This is a genomic window from Paenibacillus bovis (assembly GCF_001421015.2).
Taxonomy (GTDB): domain Bacteria; phylum Bacillota; class Bacilli; order Paenibacillales; family Paenibacillaceae; genus Saccharibacillus; species Saccharibacillus bovis.
Map to the genome: position 1 here is coordinate 410,618 of NZ_CP013023.1, position 16,158 is coordinate 426,775.

16 protein-coding genes and 1 riboswitch are annotated in these 16,158 nt (G+C 48.7%); of the genes, 9 read left to right on the plus strand and 7 right to left on the minus strand.

The genetic code is table 11. The features are described from left to right. Window positions 1–61 precede the first annotated feature (61 nt). The gene (locus tag AR543_RS01760) at window positions 62–625 is read left to right on the plus strand and encodes a pentapeptide repeat-containing protein (protein ID WP_060531289.1); all 564 of its coding nucleotides are present in this window, start codon (window positions 62–64) and stop codon (window positions 623–625) included. Window positions 626–631: 6 nt separating this feature from the next. Then, window positions 632–1,099, plus strand: a complete 468-nt coding sequence (locus AR543_RS01765) for an SMI1/KNR4 family protein (RefSeq protein ID WP_060531291.1) — start codon at window positions 632–634, stop codon at window positions 1,097–1,099. A gap of 189 nt (window positions 1,100–1,288) precedes the next feature. Here the strand turns inward: AR543_RS01765 and AR543_RS01770 are convergent, their stop codons facing one another. Continuing rightward, complete coding sequence (locus AR543_RS01770) at window positions 1,289–1,705, minus strand: GNAT family N-acetyltransferase (protein WP_418304208.1); 417 nt, start codon at window positions 1,703–1,705, stop codon at window positions 1,289–1,291. Window positions 1,706–2,018: 313 nt separating this feature from the next. On the opposite strand from AR543_RS01770, the gene AR543_RS01775 reads away from it, so the two are divergent. Continuing rightward, window positions 2,019–2,570, plus strand: coding sequence for an RNA polymerase sigma factor (locus tag AR543_RS01775; protein WP_060531293.1), 552 nt, complete (start codon window positions 2,019–2,021; stop codon window positions 2,568–2,570). Beyond that, complete coding sequence (locus AR543_RS01780) at window positions 2,554–3,651, plus strand: DUF4179 domain-containing protein (RefSeq protein WP_060531295.1); 1,098 nt, start codon at window positions 2,554–2,556, stop codon at window positions 3,649–3,651. The genes AR543_RS01775 and AR543_RS01780 overlap by 17 nt, the downstream gene beginning before the upstream one ends. Window positions 3,652–3,713: 62 nt before the next feature. Here AR543_RS01780 and AR543_RS01785 read toward each other — a convergent pair whose 3' ends face one another. Genes AR543_RS01785 through tenA form a run of 4 tightly spaced genes read right to left on the minus strand, consistent with a single transcriptional unit; the run spans window position 3,714 to window position 7,432 of the window. Beyond that, on the minus strand, window positions 3,714–4,457 hold the full coding sequence (locus AR543_RS01785) for an energy-coupling factor transporter transmembrane component T family protein (RefSeq protein WP_060531297.1): 744 nt from the start codon (window positions 4,455–4,457) through the stop codon (window positions 3,714–3,716). Next, a complete protein-coding gene (locus AR543_RS24630; protein ID WP_060531299.1) occupies window positions 4,454–6,175 on the minus strand; it encodes an ABC transporter ATP-binding protein in 1,722 nt (573 codons plus the stop codon). Before AR543_RS24630 ends, AR543_RS01785 begins: the two co-directional genes overlap by 4 nt. Further along, window positions 6,153–6,749, minus strand: coding sequence for an ECF transporter S component (locus AR543_RS01800; protein WP_060531301.1), 597 nt, complete (start codon window positions 6,747–6,749; stop codon window positions 6,153–6,155). The genes AR543_RS24630 and AR543_RS01800 overlap by 23 nt, the downstream gene beginning before the upstream one ends. Beyond that, window positions 6,746–7,432 carry a thiaminase II gene (tenA, locus tag AR543_RS01805; RefSeq protein ID WP_060531303.1) on the minus strand — a complete coding sequence of 229 codons (687 nt, stop codon included), beginning with the start codon at window positions 7,430–7,432 and terminating at the stop codon, window positions 6,746–6,748. The genes AR543_RS01800 and tenA overlap by 4 nt, the downstream gene beginning before the upstream one ends. Before the next feature lie 169 nt (window positions 7,433–7,601). Further along, window positions 7,602–7,704: riboswitch (TPP riboswitch) on the minus strand. Window positions 7,705–8,016: 312 nt separating this feature from the next. Here tenA and AR543_RS01810 point away from each other — a divergent pair. The 5 genes from AR543_RS01810 to AR543_RS01835 all read left to right on the plus strand — a co-directional run bounded on the left by AR543_RS01810 (window position 8,017) and on the right by AR543_RS01835 (window position 13,446). After that, entirely contained in the window at window positions 8,017–8,925 is a 909-nt protein-coding gene (locus AR543_RS01810) for an SDR family NAD(P)-dependent oxidoreductase (protein ID WP_060531305.1), read from the plus strand. Between the two features lie 136 nt (window positions 8,926–9,061). Then, complete coding sequence (locus AR543_RS01815; RefSeq protein ID WP_060531307.1) at window positions 9,062–9,979, plus strand: SDR family NAD(P)-dependent oxidoreductase; 918 nt, start codon at window positions 9,062–9,064, stop codon at window positions 9,977–9,979. A 516-nt stretch (window positions 9,980–10,495) separates the two neighbouring features. Continuing rightward, window positions 10,496–11,383 (plus strand): TIGR01777 family oxidoreductase, encoded by an 888-nt coding sequence (locus tag AR543_RS01825; RefSeq protein WP_060531311.1) that lies wholly within the window; start codon window positions 10,496–10,498, stop codon window positions 11,381–11,383. 168 nt (window positions 11,384–11,551) lie between these two features. Beyond that, complete coding sequence (locus AR543_RS01830; RefSeq protein ID WP_060531313.1) at window positions 11,552–11,860, plus strand: ArsR/SmtB family transcription factor; 309 nt, start codon at window positions 11,552–11,554, stop codon at window positions 11,858–11,860. Between the two features lie 230 nt (window positions 11,861–12,090). Next, complete coding sequence (locus AR543_RS01835; protein ID WP_060531315.1) at window positions 12,091–13,446, plus strand: hydroxysqualene dehydroxylase; 1,356 nt, start codon at window positions 12,091–12,093, stop codon at window positions 13,444–13,446. Window positions 13,447–13,765: 319 nt separating this feature from the next. Here AR543_RS01835 and AR543_RS01840 read toward each other — a convergent pair whose 3' ends face one another. Both AR543_RS01840 and AR543_RS01845 read right to left on the minus strand, forming a co-directional pair. After that, the gene (locus AR543_RS01840) at window positions 13,766–15,079 is read right to left on the minus strand and encodes a hemolysin family protein (protein ID WP_060531317.1); all 1,314 of its coding nucleotides are present in this window, start codon (window positions 15,077–15,079) and stop codon (window positions 13,766–13,768) included. Window positions 15,080–15,331: 252 nt separating this feature from the next. Continuing rightward, entirely contained in the window at window positions 15,332–16,105 is a 774-nt protein-coding gene (locus AR543_RS01845) for a sugar phosphate isomerase/epimerase family protein (protein WP_060531319.1), read from the minus strand. Between the last annotated feature and the right edge of the window lie 53 nt (window positions 16,106–16,158).

Here is a 16,158-nt window from a genome sequence, read left to right on the forward strand (position 1 = left end):
AAGACTGTATCCAAAGGAGGACACCGCTCTGAATCAGGATCAATCCAATCTTCAATGGCCCATGAAGTCGGAAGTCAAAGATTGTTCGCTCCAGCAGATTAACTTCACCCGGACCGATCTCAACCATCCCATTTTCACAAATGTTATCTTCGAGAATTGTCTGCTCGATCGTACCGTCCTGGACGATGCCCGCTTTTACGGATGCGATTTTATTGATTGTACCTTTAGAAAAGTAAAGTTTGAAGCTTCCACGATTGGTGCTCATGGCGGTGCCTACCGGAACTGTATATTTGAGCAATGCAAATTCGGGCAGGCTTCTTTTTATAATCCCGAGTTCGTCGGCTGCCTGTTTGAGCAGTGCCGCTGGAATGGCGCCGATCTGAATGCCAGCTTTTTCGAGAACTGCCGGTTTACGGGGAAGCTGGATGATGTGAGATTTCGCGGACGGTACGAGAGCGATCTGTACCCAAATGCCAGACCGAATCCAATGAGAAACGTCGATTTCTCCGAGGCGCAGCTGGGTAAATACGTTGATTTTACCGATTGCGATCTATCCTCGGCGATTCCACCGACAGGACGGACGTTTGCAGAAATCCGGCAGGCTGCGATGGAAGGAGAGGAATAATTATTTATGTATACCAATGAACTGAAATATCTATTGAACAAAGCCTATACGGCCTGCAGTGATTCTGGAATCATACCTGATTCCCAAGAAAAATTGGTAGCCTTTCAGCAGCGCCACAAAATGACTTTTCCTGAAGAGTATCGCCAGCTGCTGGAACAGTTCGGCTCGCTGCGCTTTATAGAGCCGGAAATCTATGGACTAAACGAACTGGAATGGGCTTATCCTCGTAGTATGGACTTAATCGCGGAATATCGCGATCAACAGGCGATTCCACCGGAAATAGAACTGATGCCGATCGGTAGTTTTGGTGATGGCGATCTGCTGGCACTGCAGCGTGGTGGCGCAGTATACCGACTGTATCATGATGGTTACGAAGATTCACCACTGGAATGGATAGCAAAGGACCTGCCTTCGCTTTTGACTATGATCTGCGAATGGGCATTGGAAGTGCAGCAAAAGATCAACAAGAGCTAGTTCCCTGCACAGCGAATAATGTAGATTGCTGAACATTGAACGAACATGGAATAATAGCTATTTCTTGTCTATCTGATGTAGGAGTACGTTTTCAGGTTTACATGAATACATACTCAAAAAGCCAGTCTCTTTATATAGAAAAGAGAGCTGGCTTTTTGGTGTTTTGGTGTTTTGGTCCGTAGTTCATTATTATTGGTGCTTCACTGTACCGGTCTGTGCAGCATAGTTGCGATGAACCATGCCTGTGGCCAGATGCAATCCCTGCTTGCTGTAATAAGGCTGCAGCTCCCGATCACACATTAAATCGATCATGTAAATACCGTCCAGCTCAGCCAGCATCCGGCGGATCAGCTCGCTACCGATCCCCTGGTTCTGGTATTCAGGCAGTACCTCCAGCAGCGGGATATAAGCGGATAATACTCCATCGCTGATCGCAGTAATAAAGCCCACTACCTGCTGAATCTGCTCATCTATTGCTAGTACGATCTGGTAGCTGTTCTTCAGCAGCTCTAGATGCGTCTCCTCGTCTGGATGTTTCGGCCAATCGGCGAAAAACCCTTTTAGCATATGGGCCTGAATCTCTTTGCTATCTGTTACATATTTCAATAGTATCTCTCCTTATCATGTATTGCGCACAAGAAGAGTCCAACTCAATAGTAAAGCAGCATCCTTTTCACCTCATATGTACTAGAGTTATGTATTGGAACTACCCTACTATTGATTATTCACGACAAAAAATCAAATTCCTTTTTTGAGAATAAAATTAAAATCTAAAAATAGATTTAAATTCGTTGTCTCTTTACCAACATAAGGATGAATTTATAATTTCCCATTTTATTCTCTGGGATAAAAATATAATTAATCTCCCTGTCACAAGTCTCTATTTTTGTAAGTTATATATAGCATAGGAGGTGATCACATGGAAGAAATGCCAACAAGCGATATACATCCATTTATAAATCAAGTGCAACAAGGGAATAAGCAAGCTTACACAGTTATTATTGAACGTTTTCAAAAACCCTTATTTTTGTATTGTTATTACACTCTTCGCGATCAGCAAGAAGCAGAAGACACTACACAAGAAACTTTTTTAAAAGCGTACAAACACATTAATACGTTTGTACCTACGTACTCTTTTTCCGCCTGGTTATATAAGATCGCACAAAATTTGTGTATGGATGCAATAAAGAGACGAAAAAAGGAGTTTAAGATTTGGACTGCCTGTAAGGATTTGCAGATGGAACAAGCTCAACTCGCATCTATCCATCTTGTTCATGATTATCTGGATAAACTAACCGAGGAAGAAAAGCAGATCGTACTGCTGCGATCGCTGGAAGAATATAGCTATGAAGAAATCGCATTTATTATGAATCTAAGACCGGCTACGATCCGCAAGAAACATGAACGACTTCGAAAAAAGTTAATCAAAGAAAAAAAACGGGGAGTGAGTAGGTATGAGCATTCATTTTGATCCGGAGAAGCAGTTGCAGCATTCCATCCTACATACTCCGATTGAAGTAGACCTGACAGAACGGATTATGCAAAATCTAGAGAAGGAACAATCCATAACACCTTTTGTAGCCAAACAAGCAAAGAAAACACGGCGGTTTAGAGCCTTAACGGTTCTTGCTTCCTCTGCAGCTGGGCTTTTGCTACTGCTCGGATCAAGTGTCGCTTCTCCAGCGATAGCTTCGGCCTTGAACCAAATTCCCGGCGTAAGCCATCTATTTCAAGTGGCAGGAGACCTAGGATTAAAAATTGCTTATCAGGATGGTTTATATAGAGAAGTAAGCACGAGCGATACCCAGAAAGGATTAACTGTAAAAGCCACCACGGTATCCTACGACGGTACTCGTGTCTCTGTGGCTCTGGAACGTAGCGGCAACGGTGGTTACACCGATTGGAGCACGAAAATACAAAATATAGACATCATGATCAATGGTAAAAGTCTTCAGGCATATTCGGTCGGTAATCATACCGCAGGCATATTCTTTTTTCCAGGCTCTAACACGAACTCTACGATTGTGGAATTTGGAGATTTGAAAAATCAGGGAGGAGCTCCTTTCCCAGATCAATTTAATGCGAGTCTTAGTCTATACATCAAAGACATCCAGGAACCTCTCAAGCTCGATATACCGGTACATCTAAATACAGGCCAGAACCTAGTGCTATCGCCTGCCATCCAAAAAAGCACTGCATCTATTCAATTCAAAGTAGACAAGTTGGAGATTACACCTATCACTACAACCATAACAACCGAATTCATTCTCCCTGCCACCCCCACAAATCCGAAAAAGAATTACGGTTATGAACTATGGGACGATAGAGGCAAGAAAATCAAATTACTTTATGCCCATGGCTGGAATACTAATGAACTTGCTTGGACTACCGATACCAAATTTGAGCCTGTTCAATCAATCCCTCGATCCGTCACCATAAAACCTTTTACGTATCTGTACAAAAAGAACTCCAATCAATTCAAAGTCGATACCGACGGGAATATTCAAGTGAAATATATTCCCAAGTTGGAAATCACTATACCTGTAAAATAAATAAAGCCAACAGAGAAAGAATAGCTTTCTTCTCTGTTGGCTTTACTACGTGTAAAGAATGATCACATAAATTTCAGCAACCAGATTATACCGCCCGCAACAACCAGCAACCCTGCGGCATACACCCAGTCTTTCCCCTCCATCACCGGTGCCAAATAATACGTCCGATCCCGCGTTCCTGTGAATCCTCTCGCCTCCATCGCCACAGCAATGCGCTCGGACTTGCGAATTCCCTGGGTGAACAGCGGCAGCGCGTAGCGCGTAAAGGCTTTCCAGCTGTTCTTTTGCTTGTAGCCACGGATCTTGTGCGCGGACTTCATCTGCTGCAGTTCGCTCTGGAACAAAGGGATAAAACGAAACCCGGCCAGCATGCCATACGCCCATTTGGGAGACAAATGCAGCTGATGGATCAAGCTCATCATCAATGCGGTCAGATCGGTCGTCGAAGTGAACAGCAATCCATACGTGACAAATCCCAGCATCCGCAGTCCGATCGTCAATCCATTATTCAGACTCTCCTCGGTAACGCGAAACCAGGCCCACTGCCAGATGACATGTTCACCTTTACCAAATGCGGCCAGCATCCAGAAAATAAGCACAAAAAACAGTGTGTACGGCAGCAATCGCTTGAGCAGATAACCGATTCGCCAGCCGCCCAGCACAATCCCCGTTACGACAGCGAGCAGCCAAAGGCAGAGCGTAATGACCGGATCGGAGACAGCCATCAGCATAAACATGACACATAGATGGGCGATCAATTTGCAGGCTGGATTCACACTGGCGAGCCAGGAACCATTACTCGTCATATCACATTCCGCTCCTTTCGCTGATGGATCAGCTGGTAGGGCAGCGGAGCGATAATCGAGCTATCCTGCAGCAGCGCCCTGTTAGTGAACAGCTGATAAGGGCTTCCGTTGTAAGCAAGCTCTTCCTCCTGCAGCAGAATCACCCGATCCGCGTATTGATCCACCAGCTCCATATCGTGGGTGACCATGATGATCGTTGTGCCCTGCTGCTGTCTTTGCTGCAATCGGCGCAGCAGCTCTGCCGATGTTCTGGCATCCTGTCCAAAGGTAGGCTCATCCAGCAGCAGCAGCTTCTGATCGAACAGCAGCATTGTGGCTACACTGAGGCGCCGCTTTTGTCCCAGACTGAGTGTAAATGGATGCTGTTCACGCTGCTGCTCCAGTCCGAACTCACGCAGCAGCGGTATCGTCTTGGCTTCCACTTCCGCTTCGGACCAGCCACGCTGTCTGCCGCCAAATGCAATCTCGTCGTAGACGGTATCGGTCACAAACTGCAGTTCCGGATTCTGGAAAACAAACCCGGCTTCGGCGTACAGATCCCGTTCCGACCATTTGCGCAGTTCCTTGGCCTGCAGCAAAATACGTCCGGACAGTGCGGGTTCCAGACGCAGCAGACTTTTGAGCAGCGTGCTTTTGCCGCTGCCATTTTGTCCGGCGATAGCGATCCATTCGCCGCTATGAAGCGTTAGGTTAATATTCTGCATCACTGGACGTTTACGGTAGCCGATGGCAAGGTGATCGGTCTGTACACACGCAGACGGAAGTACCGATGATACCGAAATGCCGGATCTATAGGTGCCGGATATCTTAGTATTCCCTTTATTCGAGGTCTGGGACTGTTCCTGTAAAGCTGTGGTTGCATCCGTATTGTTCGTGCCGGCGTATCGATAAATAGATGGCTGGCGATCCCGTTCCATACGCTCCTGATGCTCTCTGTGCAGCCGTACAGCCAGCGGATGGGAAGGGTCTGCCACGACCTCGGTCCAGCTGTAGGGAAACAGCCGCGGCAGCCAGATGCCTGCCTCTTCCATCTGCTGGCGATAGGCAGTGACGATATGTGCCGGCTCGCCATCTCCGATTACTTTTCCCTGGTGATCCAGCAGAATCACCCGATCCATCCATTCAATGCAGCCGTCCAGCACATGCTCGACAAATACCATCGTCTGATTGCTGGTAGCCGCAATCTTACGCAGCAGCTGAAATACATCCCTACGGCTGACCGGGTCCAGCTGGGCCGTCGGTTCGTCGAAGAACAATACATCCGGCTCCAAGGCCAGCAGACAGGCGAGGGCGAGCCGCTGCTTCATGCCGCCAGACAACGTATCGATCGGCGTATGAGGTGCAATATGCAGACCGACCCTATCCATTACCTCCCTGATGATACCGTCCATCTCCATACGCGGTACCCGCCGATTCTCCAGACTAAAAGCTATTTCTTCATCCACATGCAGCATGCAGAACTGGGAATCCGGGTCTTGGAACATAACGCCGCAGGCTTCCTGCCGGTCGATTTCCCCGGTAACCTCGGCCTCCACATGCTCCGGGATAATACCGGAAAGCACAGATAGCAGCGTCGATTTGCCACTGCCGCTTGGCCCGAGGATCAGCACCTTTTGTCCGCGCTGAATCGACACGGTGATCTGATCCAGCACTTGTACGATCTCCCCCTGATGGTCAAAGCCTACCGACAAATTGTTACACCCGAGATGCCACTGCATGCGATTTCCCCTGTTTGCGTCGTGATTTCATAATTTCATAAGGATTCAGCACACCGGTACGTGCCAATGCCTCGACAATAACCTTGGCCAGCAGTCCGCCCAGCACCATGCCGCTGATCACATGAATCCCCAGCGTCAGGAAGAACATCTGGGTCGTATAATAACCGAGTCCATTGGCGATCAGGTTGTAGGCAATACTGCCGACGGCTGCGAGTGCTCCGGACAGCATCAATGTGAACACGTTATACCGCTTGTAGCCAAAGAGGGCAAATGCAATCTCTGCGCCCAATCCCTGAAATACCCCGATCAGCAGCGCAGACAATCCAAAATGGCTGCCGGTCAGCATCTCGACCGCTGCGGCTGCCACTTCGGCGATCAGCGCCGCGCCCGGCTTGCGAATAATATAGGCGACAATAGGGCTGGCAATAATCCAGATGCCGAACATAAATCCGGCGCCTACCGGCCCGACCAGTGCCGAGATCGGAATCCACAGTGTGGACCAGCCCAGATATAGTACGCCGCAGGCTACTGCCAGAATTACAGTCAGCACAACCTCTTTCATTTTCCAGTTCATACGGAGGTTACCTCCAGCTGAACCGGCCAGTCTTCCAGCGTATACGCCATATCCCAGAACATATATTCAAACTGGCAGCTGAGAATAAAATGCTGCTTCATCCGCTCACGGTGCGCCGGCGTAGATGCCGCGGCAATCTCATCGAGACGCGTACAGAACCGGCTCGTAATCGTATCGGTCCGGTTGCCATAGAAGTCGATCCAGTCATAGAACGGATGGGACACATCCGGCTTCACATCTTCCATCAGCCGCTTGCCAATCTCCCAGTACGTCCATGGGCATGGCAGCAGTACTGCCAGAATATCGCCCAGATCACCTTCCTGCGCAGCGGTCAGCATATGACGGATATAGTTGTGTGCCGATGGGGCTACCGGATAGCCCTGCAGCTGCTCATACGGTACACCGGCAACATGGCAGAAGTTATTGTGCGGATGGACTTCACTGTTCAGTACAAAAGAAATCTGCTGATTGAACATATCCATATCCTCGCGGCGGCTGCATTTGGAGATTGCTGTTCCATAGATTCGCATAAAGGCATTCAAGTACTCAAAATCCTGCTTTACATAGTGAACCAGCTGCTCGGACTGCAGATCGCCTCTGGCAATCCCCTGTACAAATGGATGGTTGTAAATCGCCTCAAATACCGGATCGGCCGCCTGTCTGATTTCTGCTGAAAAACTCATACAATTATCTCTCCCTTATCTGAAGTGTTCGGAAAGAACCTCCCCGGGAAAATGGATGCTGACCGGCAGCTTATTTACAGGAACTGCTGCCGGATCACGGACGCTGATGCTGTATATCCACGCAAAAAAGCCGCTCTCTATGGAGCGGCAGAATAATGGCATAGTTAGCCCTGCTCGGTCTCCACTTTCCTACGCTAGTACGAACTAGATCAGGTTCCAAGGGTCCGAGTCGATCTCGTCTCAGCCAGTATATGGCTCCCCTAGTGGTCTTTCACAATATAAGACTACTGTTTCCACTGCTGCATTAGGTGCCAGCAACGGATGTGACAGAAGTCTGTTTGATTGCCTTTTACTCTACACAGCATCGGTTCAGCTGTCAAGATCATCCATATCGGCAGCAGCAGCCCTATTGGCAGCCAGCAGGCACGATAATTCTGTTTTTGCCAGCTCGGCGGCTTGGCAAAATATATGGTGATTTGCTCAAATAACGAGTAAATATAGGTCTCAACGGGTATGTGTATTACATTGGAATGAGGAAATAAAAGGAAATTCATAGATGTCGGATCTACTCTGGAGGGAACATCATGTCACCACATATACCGCATGATCAGCTCAATGTTGTTATTACCGGCGCTTCCAGCGGCACAGGGCGCGGACTTGCCGAACGGCTTGCTGCCGAAGGCGCCAGCGTCGTTATCGCCGCCCGCCGCACTCATTTGCTCAAGGAAATGGAGCGTCAGTACGCTCCCAAAATGATCGCTGTCACCGCCGATGTCAGCCGGGAAGAAGGCATTGCTGCCGTATTCGAAGCAGCCATGTCACAGCTGGGGCGGATCGATGTATGGGTCAATAATGCCGGAGCGATTGCAATCGGTCCTTTTACCGAGTCGCCGCTCGCTGCTCTGGCACAGATGACCCGCATTAATCTGCTTGGCAATATGTATGGCAGCCATTATGCGCTGCGCCAATTCAAGCAGCAGGGCTACGGAACGCTGATTAACGTCTCTTCTTTTGCCAGCAAAGTAGCCTTTCCTTATCTTGCCGCCTATAGCGGCAGCAAATCAGCCATATCCGGTCTCAGCTATGCGCTCAATCAGGAAATGCAGCTGGAAGGCAGAACAGATATTCATGTCTGCGCTGTCCATCCATGGGTGATGAATACGCCGTGGACCGAGCATGCTGCCAATTACAGTGGTCACGAGATTGATATGAAGCCGCTGGATGATCCGGACGATATTATTGATGCCATGTACCGACTGATCGACCATCCACAGGAAAGTGTTGAAGTAGGCTTCAAGGTCAAAGGAACTTCGCTGTCCAGTCATCTGCTGCCACGAATGACCGAGAAGATCAGCGGACAATTCGTTCAGAATCTGATCTATGATGCACCGCCGGCCGAGTTTACGGCAGGCAGCCTGTATGATCCGGTATTCGAGGGCACCAGTGTTCACGGAGACGGCCATGGACATCCAAGACCGGATGAGTCCAAGTAACGTTGGGTAAAAAACACACCTCATTTCCCGTCATATCGCTATTCATGATCGCTATTCACGTTTGAAGCTATTCCGGCACAGGTACTGATGTACAGCAGACAGATAGAACATTTTATCCCGAACAGGAGGAAATGAAATGGCTCAAAAGATTCCGCATGACCAGTTAACTGTCGTGATTACCGGTGCATCCAGTGGTATAGGCAAAGGGGTAGCTCTGCAGCTCGCCGCTGAAGGCGCCAATGTGGTTCTCGCTGCCCGACGTACCGAGCTGATCGAGCAGATGGCGACCGAGATCGGTCCCAATGCCATCGCTGTTACGACCGATGTGGGCCGCGAGGAAGATATCGCCCGTTTGTTCGATGCAGCGATGGCTGCTTTTGGCAAAATCGATGTATGGATCAACAACGCCGGTGTAGGCGCTATCGGTCCATATACCGAGATTCCTACTTCTGATCTGACTCGTCTTGTAGAGACCAATGTGCTTGGTACCATGTACGGCAGTCATTATGCACTGCGTCAGTTCAAGCAGCAGGGACACGGGACGCTGATCAATCTGGGTTCGATCGTCAGCCGGGTTCCTTTCCCGTATTACACTGCGTATGGAGCGACCAAGTTCGCTGTAGCCGGACTCAGTGCCGCGCTGTATCAAGAGATGCAGCTGGAGGATCAAAAGGATATTCACGTATGTACGGTACACCCATGGGCGACTGATACGCCATGGTTTGAGCATACCGGCAATTACACCGGTCATCGGGCAGAGATGAAACCTATGGATGATCCGCAAAATGTGATCGACGCTATTATCGATCTGCTCGATAATCCGCAGGAAAACGTAGAAGTCGGTGCCAAAAGCAAAGGCACGACTATTTCCAGCAATCTGATGCCGGGTCTGACCGAGAGCCTCAATGCCAAGTATTTGCAAAAAGTTATTCAAAGCGCTCCACCTGCAGGCTCTACCTCCGGCAGTCTGCATCAGCCCATGCTGACCGGACAGGATGTGGACGGTGGTATCCGTGAACGAATGAAACGCGAGTCGAATCAACCATCCGACTAAACACTGTCCCAACAATAAAGGATAACTCCTATAAGCTCATGGACAAATACCTCTTTTCGGAAGAGAAAGGGTATTTGTCCATAAGTTTCAATCCAATGGATTCGCTGCTCTTCATTATTCTTGCTCAGTGAGTATGCTGATTCATTTGTAAATACATCGCCAAGTGCATGACAAAGTTTCGTCATGGATATAGAATAATATGGTACAACTAGCACAAAAAAGTAACTACATAGCTGGATAGGATCGATAATCTGCCAGGTTGATTGTTTTTTATTCTGTAGAATTTGTAGCAGAATACGATTTAGTTCCATTTTTTCATACTGGAAAGTAACCCTGATAGTGATCCAAACATGCTTTATTTTGCGAATCACCTATCGTAGCCTGCCTGCGTGGTTTATTAATATAGTGAATAACTATTCCGTTTATTCGCTTTTATTTAAATTTTGAAATAATGATGCCGGTTAGATACGCGAATAACCGGAGAATTCACTATACTCCACGAAATGGGCTGGTGCTATGTCTGGGAAAGTTGTGCTTGCTGGCGGCACAGGATTTATTGGTCAGTATTTTGAAGCCGAATTCCGCAAATTGGGTTATGATGTCGTGATCATCTCCAGGCAGTCGGGTCATATAGCCTGGAATCAGCAATCCGAGATTGTCGAGGCGCTGGAAAACGCCGAAATGGTGATTAATCTGGCTGGCAAATCGGTCAACTGTCGCTACACGGAACGGAATAAGCGGGAAATTATGAATTCCAGGCTGGAGACAACACGCATCCTTGGAAACGCTATCCTCTCCTGCCAGTCACCGCCTGCCTTATGGTTTAATTCCAGTACGGCGACGATCTACCGTCATTCGGAAGATCGTCCGATGACCGAATCGACAGGGGAAATCGGTACCGGTTTCTCTGTCGAAGTCGCCAAAGCTTGGGAACAGGCCTTTTTTGAATTTGAGCTGCCGCATACCCGGCAGATTGCGCTGCGGATCGCTATTGTGCTCGGTCCGGGCGGCGGCGTGATGACGCCGTATCAGAATCTGGTTCGTTACGGTCTTGGAGGCAAGCAGGGAGACGGGAACCAGCGCTTTAGCTGGATTCATGTGGATGATCTATTTCATATTATTCTGTTTCTGCAGGAACGCACAGGACTGTATGGGGTATTCAACTGCTCCGCTCCATCCCCGGTCACCAACCGCGAACTGATGGCTGCCATGCGGCAGGCAATGGGACAAAAGGTAGGTCTGCCAGCGCCTCGCTGGATACTGGAACTCGGTGCCCGGATGATTGGAACCGAGACCGAACTGGTACTCAAAAGCCGCTGGGTGGTACCCAACCGGCTGATCAAGGAAGGCTATATGTTCCGCTATGGCAGACTGGAGAGAACCCTGCAGCATATTCTGCAATAAGACGAAATTACACGTATAATCTCACTGTTAGCCGCATTTATGCCTGGTTGACTCACCTATATCACTATGCTATATTCCACAGTAACTTTACAGCGTGCGAGCTTGTTGATTTACTCACTGGCCGCAGGGCAAGCTGGGCCAAATTTAACTACTAACGGGAGATTTACAATGAACCAATCTTACTTGGATTCCAATAATATGGGGAAAACGACGCGGTTTCTGAATGGTCTGAGTGACCCGATGAGACTGCAGATTCTGTCCATTCTCGGTAAGAAAGGCAGAATGAATGTAGGAGAAATTTCTTCCAATTTCAAAATCAGCCGTCCGGCTATTTCACACCATCTTCGTATCCTGAAAGATGCCGGAATCGTACAATATGAGAAAACCGGACAGGAAGTGTACTACTGGATGGATCAGGATTATATCGTCTACCATCTGCGCAATCTGGCAAATGAGATGAGTTCCTTTTCCAAATAAACCGATAGCTGTACCAGGAACAGTACAGCTTTTATTCCTCCAGTCGGTGACCCGCCAAAGAACCTGCGGTTATACGCAGGTTTTTTTGGCCTGTTTTCTGCTGTATTTTCCGGCATACTTTGTCGATACTATGCTTCCTTTCCTGTTTACCGGTCAATCAAATCCTTCATTCTGGTTAATAACATACTAAACAACCAAGCATACCAAAAAACCAAGGTAGGTGAAGGATCTTGCTACATACCAATCAGGACACATCAGAACAGCCAACTATTATTATCGGATCGGGACTGGCCGGACTCAGCTGTGCATTCGAGCTGGCGGATCAGGGCAAAAAAGTCATCGTACTGGAAGCTGCTCCTTATATCGGTGGACGGACAGCCAACTGGAATGAGCACGGAATGGGCGTCGAATCCGGCTTCCACAAATTTATCGGCTACTATGTTGCGCTGCCGGAACTGCTGGAACGCGCAGGTATCGTGCTGGACGAGATTGTTCACTGGGAAACAACTACCAATATACGCCATCCGGAAGCCGAAGGCACTTTCGGTTTGGATCTGCTCAAGGCTCCGCTCAAAACACTGGCAGGCGCTCTCGGTAACAATGATCTGCTGTCTCCACTCGACAAGGCTTCACTCGCTCCCTTTTTCGCGGCAGGCTTCAAAGACTATCTCGCAAATCCGGAAGAGCTGGATGAGATCCCGATCAAGGAATATGCCAAAAAGCATGGCGTCACCGACAAAGCACTGGAGCGTCTGATCGAACCGTTATCCTCCGGCATTTTCTTCCTGCCGATCGAGCAGTACTCTACCTATGCGTTCTTTGGACTGTTTGCTCCGGCGATTCCGCGTCCGCATCTGATCCGTATTGGTGCGTTCAAGGGCGGTATGACCCAGGTCATGACCGAACCGCTCAGCCGGGCAATCGAGGAGCGCGGCGGACAGGTGATGACCGGCAAACCGGTTGCACATCTGCTCGTGGAAAATGGCGCCGTTACCGGCGTACAGCTGGAAGACGGGACACAGATGCAGGCTGAGCAGGTGGTAGTCGCTGCCAATATACGCCGCTCCCAGCTCCTGGTTGGTGAGCACTTTAGCGATCAGGAGTGGTGCCAGAACTTCCTCGCACTGGAGATGATGCCTTATGTAACGGCTCAGTTCGAAGCGACCGAGAAGCTCGCCGGAGCAGATCATACGAACTTTGGTCCAGGAACACAGCTGGGGTCCTTCAGCGAGCAGTCACGTACAACGTTCCAGCGCCCTACAGGCCGGGCATCGATTATCCTCGTCGATCCGGACAAGCTGATCGACCTGCCGGATGAAGAAGTATGGGAACTGACCCGCAACTCGCTGCATGCAGTGGATTTGCCCAATGTGGATACGATGACACAGTACCGCATTATCCGTGGCAAAGAAAACTTTTACCGATTATCTGCCGGCAACGAGAAGCATCGTCCGCAGCAGATAACTCCAGTACCGGGACTGTTCCTCGCCGGCGATTATACCAAACAGCCGCTGCTGGCGACGATGGAAGGCGCCGTTATCTCCGGTCAGCGGGCGGCACGCGGCATACTTAAAGGACATAAATAAACAGTTTCGAATCGAAATACAGGCAAAATAATTCTTTCCGGTTCTTGATGCAGCCGATACATCTGCAGATTGGATCTTTATTCTTGCCGGATTCTAAATATATAAGGAGTTTTCTATGCTTATTGATCCCGAGAAATGGAATGAATTCACCATGAATTTGCTTCGTATATGAATAAAAATCCCTCGCGGTCTTCGTATGTTACCATTTCCTTCCATAGTAATCATTTATGGTATTGTATGCTGGATTAAGGTGTTATTTTAATAAAAGGCAGCCACCTTTGGAGAAGATGGCTGCCTTTTTCAATTGCTGCTCTGGAAATTATTTTAAAGAAGAAGTCTGTAACCGCTGCACACGTACCCGATTAATCCGCTGACGGCCGACTTCCTCTACTTTGTAACGGAAATGCTCATACTCGAACTCCGGCTTCTCACTCCGAGTCGGTATCCGTCCCAGCGTTCCGATCACAAATCCGCTCAGCGTATCGTAATCCTCCAGCGGCAGTTCGGCAGGAACGACTCTGCGCACTTCATCCAGCCGCGCCGATCCGGGGAAAATATAGGTACTCTCGTCAATCTGCTCATAATCGGTCTCATCCATATCATACTCGTCATAGATATTACCGATAACCTCTTCGATCAGATCCTCGATCGTCACGATCCCGGCAGTACCGCCATATTCATCCACCACGATCGCCATGTGTATACGGTTCTGCTGCATTTCTTCCAGCAAAGTATCCCCGCGCTGATGCTCGGATACAAAATAAGGCGGTCGCATAAATGCCCGTACATCCCACGATCGGGCTTCTTGATGAACAAGGTGGCCGATCATATCCTTGACGTGCAACATACCGATCACATTATCGATATGACCTTCATATACCGGATAACGGGTGTACTTTTCCGCAGTTGCCAGTGCAATCGCATCGTCCCGGCTAATATCTACCGGAATTGCAGACACATCAGTCCTTGGCGTCATTACATCGGCAGCATCCTTGTTATCCAGTTCAAATACATTATTGATAATAATGCGCTCGTTCGGCTGAATCGTCCCACGCTCCAGTCCGGTATCAATCATCATCCGGATCTCTTCCTCGGATGCTTCTTCATCTTCCGCATTCGGATCAACGCCAAACAGACGTACAGTCATATTGGTCGAGAAGGTCAGCAGTTTGACAAACGGCGCTACCATTTTGGACAAAATATGCAGCGGACTGGCTGCCAGCATGGCGATCGATTCTGCCTTTTTCATAGCAAGCCGCTTGGGAACCAGCTCACCGAACACCAGCGTAAAATAGGACAGTACCAGCGTAATCACAATCACCGACGCGGTAGACAGCACATTACGCGGGATCTCGATGCCGCGGGCAACCAGATAATCGACCAGTACGGTTGCAAATGTATCGGCAGCAAACGCACTCGCTAGAAAGCCTGCCAGCGTAATCCCGATCTGGATCGTAGCGAGAAATCCGCTCGGCTCCGAAGTCAGCTTGTGAATAATGGCTGCTTTTTTGTTGCCATTCTCGGCCATGATCCGGATCTTGTTATCATTTACTGTAATCAGTGCAATCTCCGATGCCGCAAAAAACGCATTGATCAGAATCAGTACAATCAACACCACAATCTCAAAGCCCAAAAAATCTGCACCTCCTGTAAAATAGAAAAGGCCCGCCGGCTCTGGTCGGTCATGCTGTATCAAGCGTGTCCCTTTATTGGTATAGTAACCGAATTGGTGTCTACAGAAGCTATGAATATTTCACATTAGTGACAAAATGACGAAAAATGCATAACCAATAAAATATAGCAAATGAAGCAAACAAAAAGCAGACCTCCTGTGACCGGAAGTCTGCTTCTTTTATAGTGATGCCTTATAGGATGATGCAGTCGTTCAGAGACTGTCAAAATAACGCGCACTCTCCACCATCGGTGTGCAGTCGATATGTCCACCATTCAGATTGATTTCGAAAATATAATCTTTGCCATTCACCAGCTGCTTGACCATCCGCCAATCGATTTTGCCCTGTCCGAGCGGCAGCGAATCATGGTATTCCCCCATGCTGTCTACCAGATGGTAATACTGTGCATACGGTGCGGTTCGTTCCAGCACTTCCCTTAGACGATCATTATCGCCGCGGAAGCTGATAAAGGTATGACTGACATCCACATTGACCGGCAGCTGCAGCGGAATAATAACTTCATCAATCAGATACGGATTGGCATAACAGAATAGCCCATCGGTCGAATCTTCCCACAGCAGCACATCCTGTCCATAGACCAGAATTTTCTCGATCTCCGCTTTCATGAGCAGGGTGCGTTCCCGTGTAATCTCCGGATTCTCGCTTTTGACGTAATTGGCATGAATCACACATTTGGCGCCTTCTTCCTGACAGATGGCTACCAATTGTTCGGTCGATTGCTGATAATACCGATAACGATCCGGGTCAGGGCTCAGAATATCCAGAAATTTACCGTTATAACGGGTCGGATGATGCAGATAGACGCGGATGCCGCGTTCACGCAATTCACGAATCCGTGAACGGATCAGATCGCTCTGCTCCAGATCCTCCACGCTGAGAAAAAACTCGATAATCTCCGGTTCATACTGCATACGATCATCCAGACTTTCCCGATCCAGACTGCTTTTCAGACGCATATTGTTCATACTGCCACTCCTCTGTCTCTTTCTGTAAATGGAACCCTATCAGCAGGTCTCTT

Coding starts and splice junctions, on each gene's coding strand:
- AR543_RS01760 (WP_060531289.1), top strand. CDS start 62: ATGAAGTCGGAAGTCAAAGATTGTTCGCTCCAGCAGATTAACTTCACC.
- AR543_RS01765 (WP_060531291.1), top strand. CDS start 632: ATGTATACCAATGAACTGAAATATCTATTGAACAAAGCCTATACGGCC.
- AR543_RS01775 (WP_060531293.1), top strand. CDS start 2,019: ATGGAAGAAATGCCAACAAGCGATATACATCCATTTATAAATCAAGTG.
- AR543_RS01780 (WP_060531295.1), top strand. CDS start 2,554: ATGAGCATTCATTTTGATCCGGAGAAGCAGTTGCAGCATTCCATCCTA.
- AR543_RS01785 (WP_060531297.1), bottom strand. CDS start 4,457: ATGACGAGTAATGGTTCCTGGCTCGCCAGTGTGAATCCAGCCTGCAAA.
- AR543_RS24630 (WP_060531299.1), bottom strand. CDS start 6,175: ATGCAGTGGCATCTCGGGTGTAACAATTTGTCGGTAGGCTTTGACCAT.
- AR543_RS01800 (WP_060531301.1), bottom strand. CDS start 6,749: ATGAACTGGAAAATGAAAGAGGTTGTGCTGACTGTAATTCTGGCAGTA.
- tenA (WP_060531303.1), bottom strand. CDS start 7,432: ATGAGTTTTTCAGCAGAAATCAGACAGGCGGCCGATCCGGTATTTGAG.
- AR543_RS01810 (WP_060531305.1), top strand. CDS start 8,017: ATGTCACCACATATACCGCATGATCAGCTCAATGTTGTTATTACCGGC.
- AR543_RS01815 (WP_060531307.1), top strand. CDS start 9,062: ATGGCTCAAAAGATTCCGCATGACCAGTTAACTGTCGTGATTACCGGT.
- AR543_RS01825 (WP_060531311.1), top strand. CDS start 10,496: ATGTCTGGGAAAGTTGTGCTTGCTGGCGGCACAGGATTTATTGGTCAG.
- AR543_RS01830 (WP_060531313.1), top strand. CDS start 11,552: ATGAACCAATCTTACTTGGATTCCAATAATATGGGGAAAACGACGCGG.
- AR543_RS01845 (WP_060531319.1), bottom strand. CDS start 16,105: ATGAACAATATGCGTCTGAAAAGCAGTCTGGATCGGGAAAGTCTGGAT.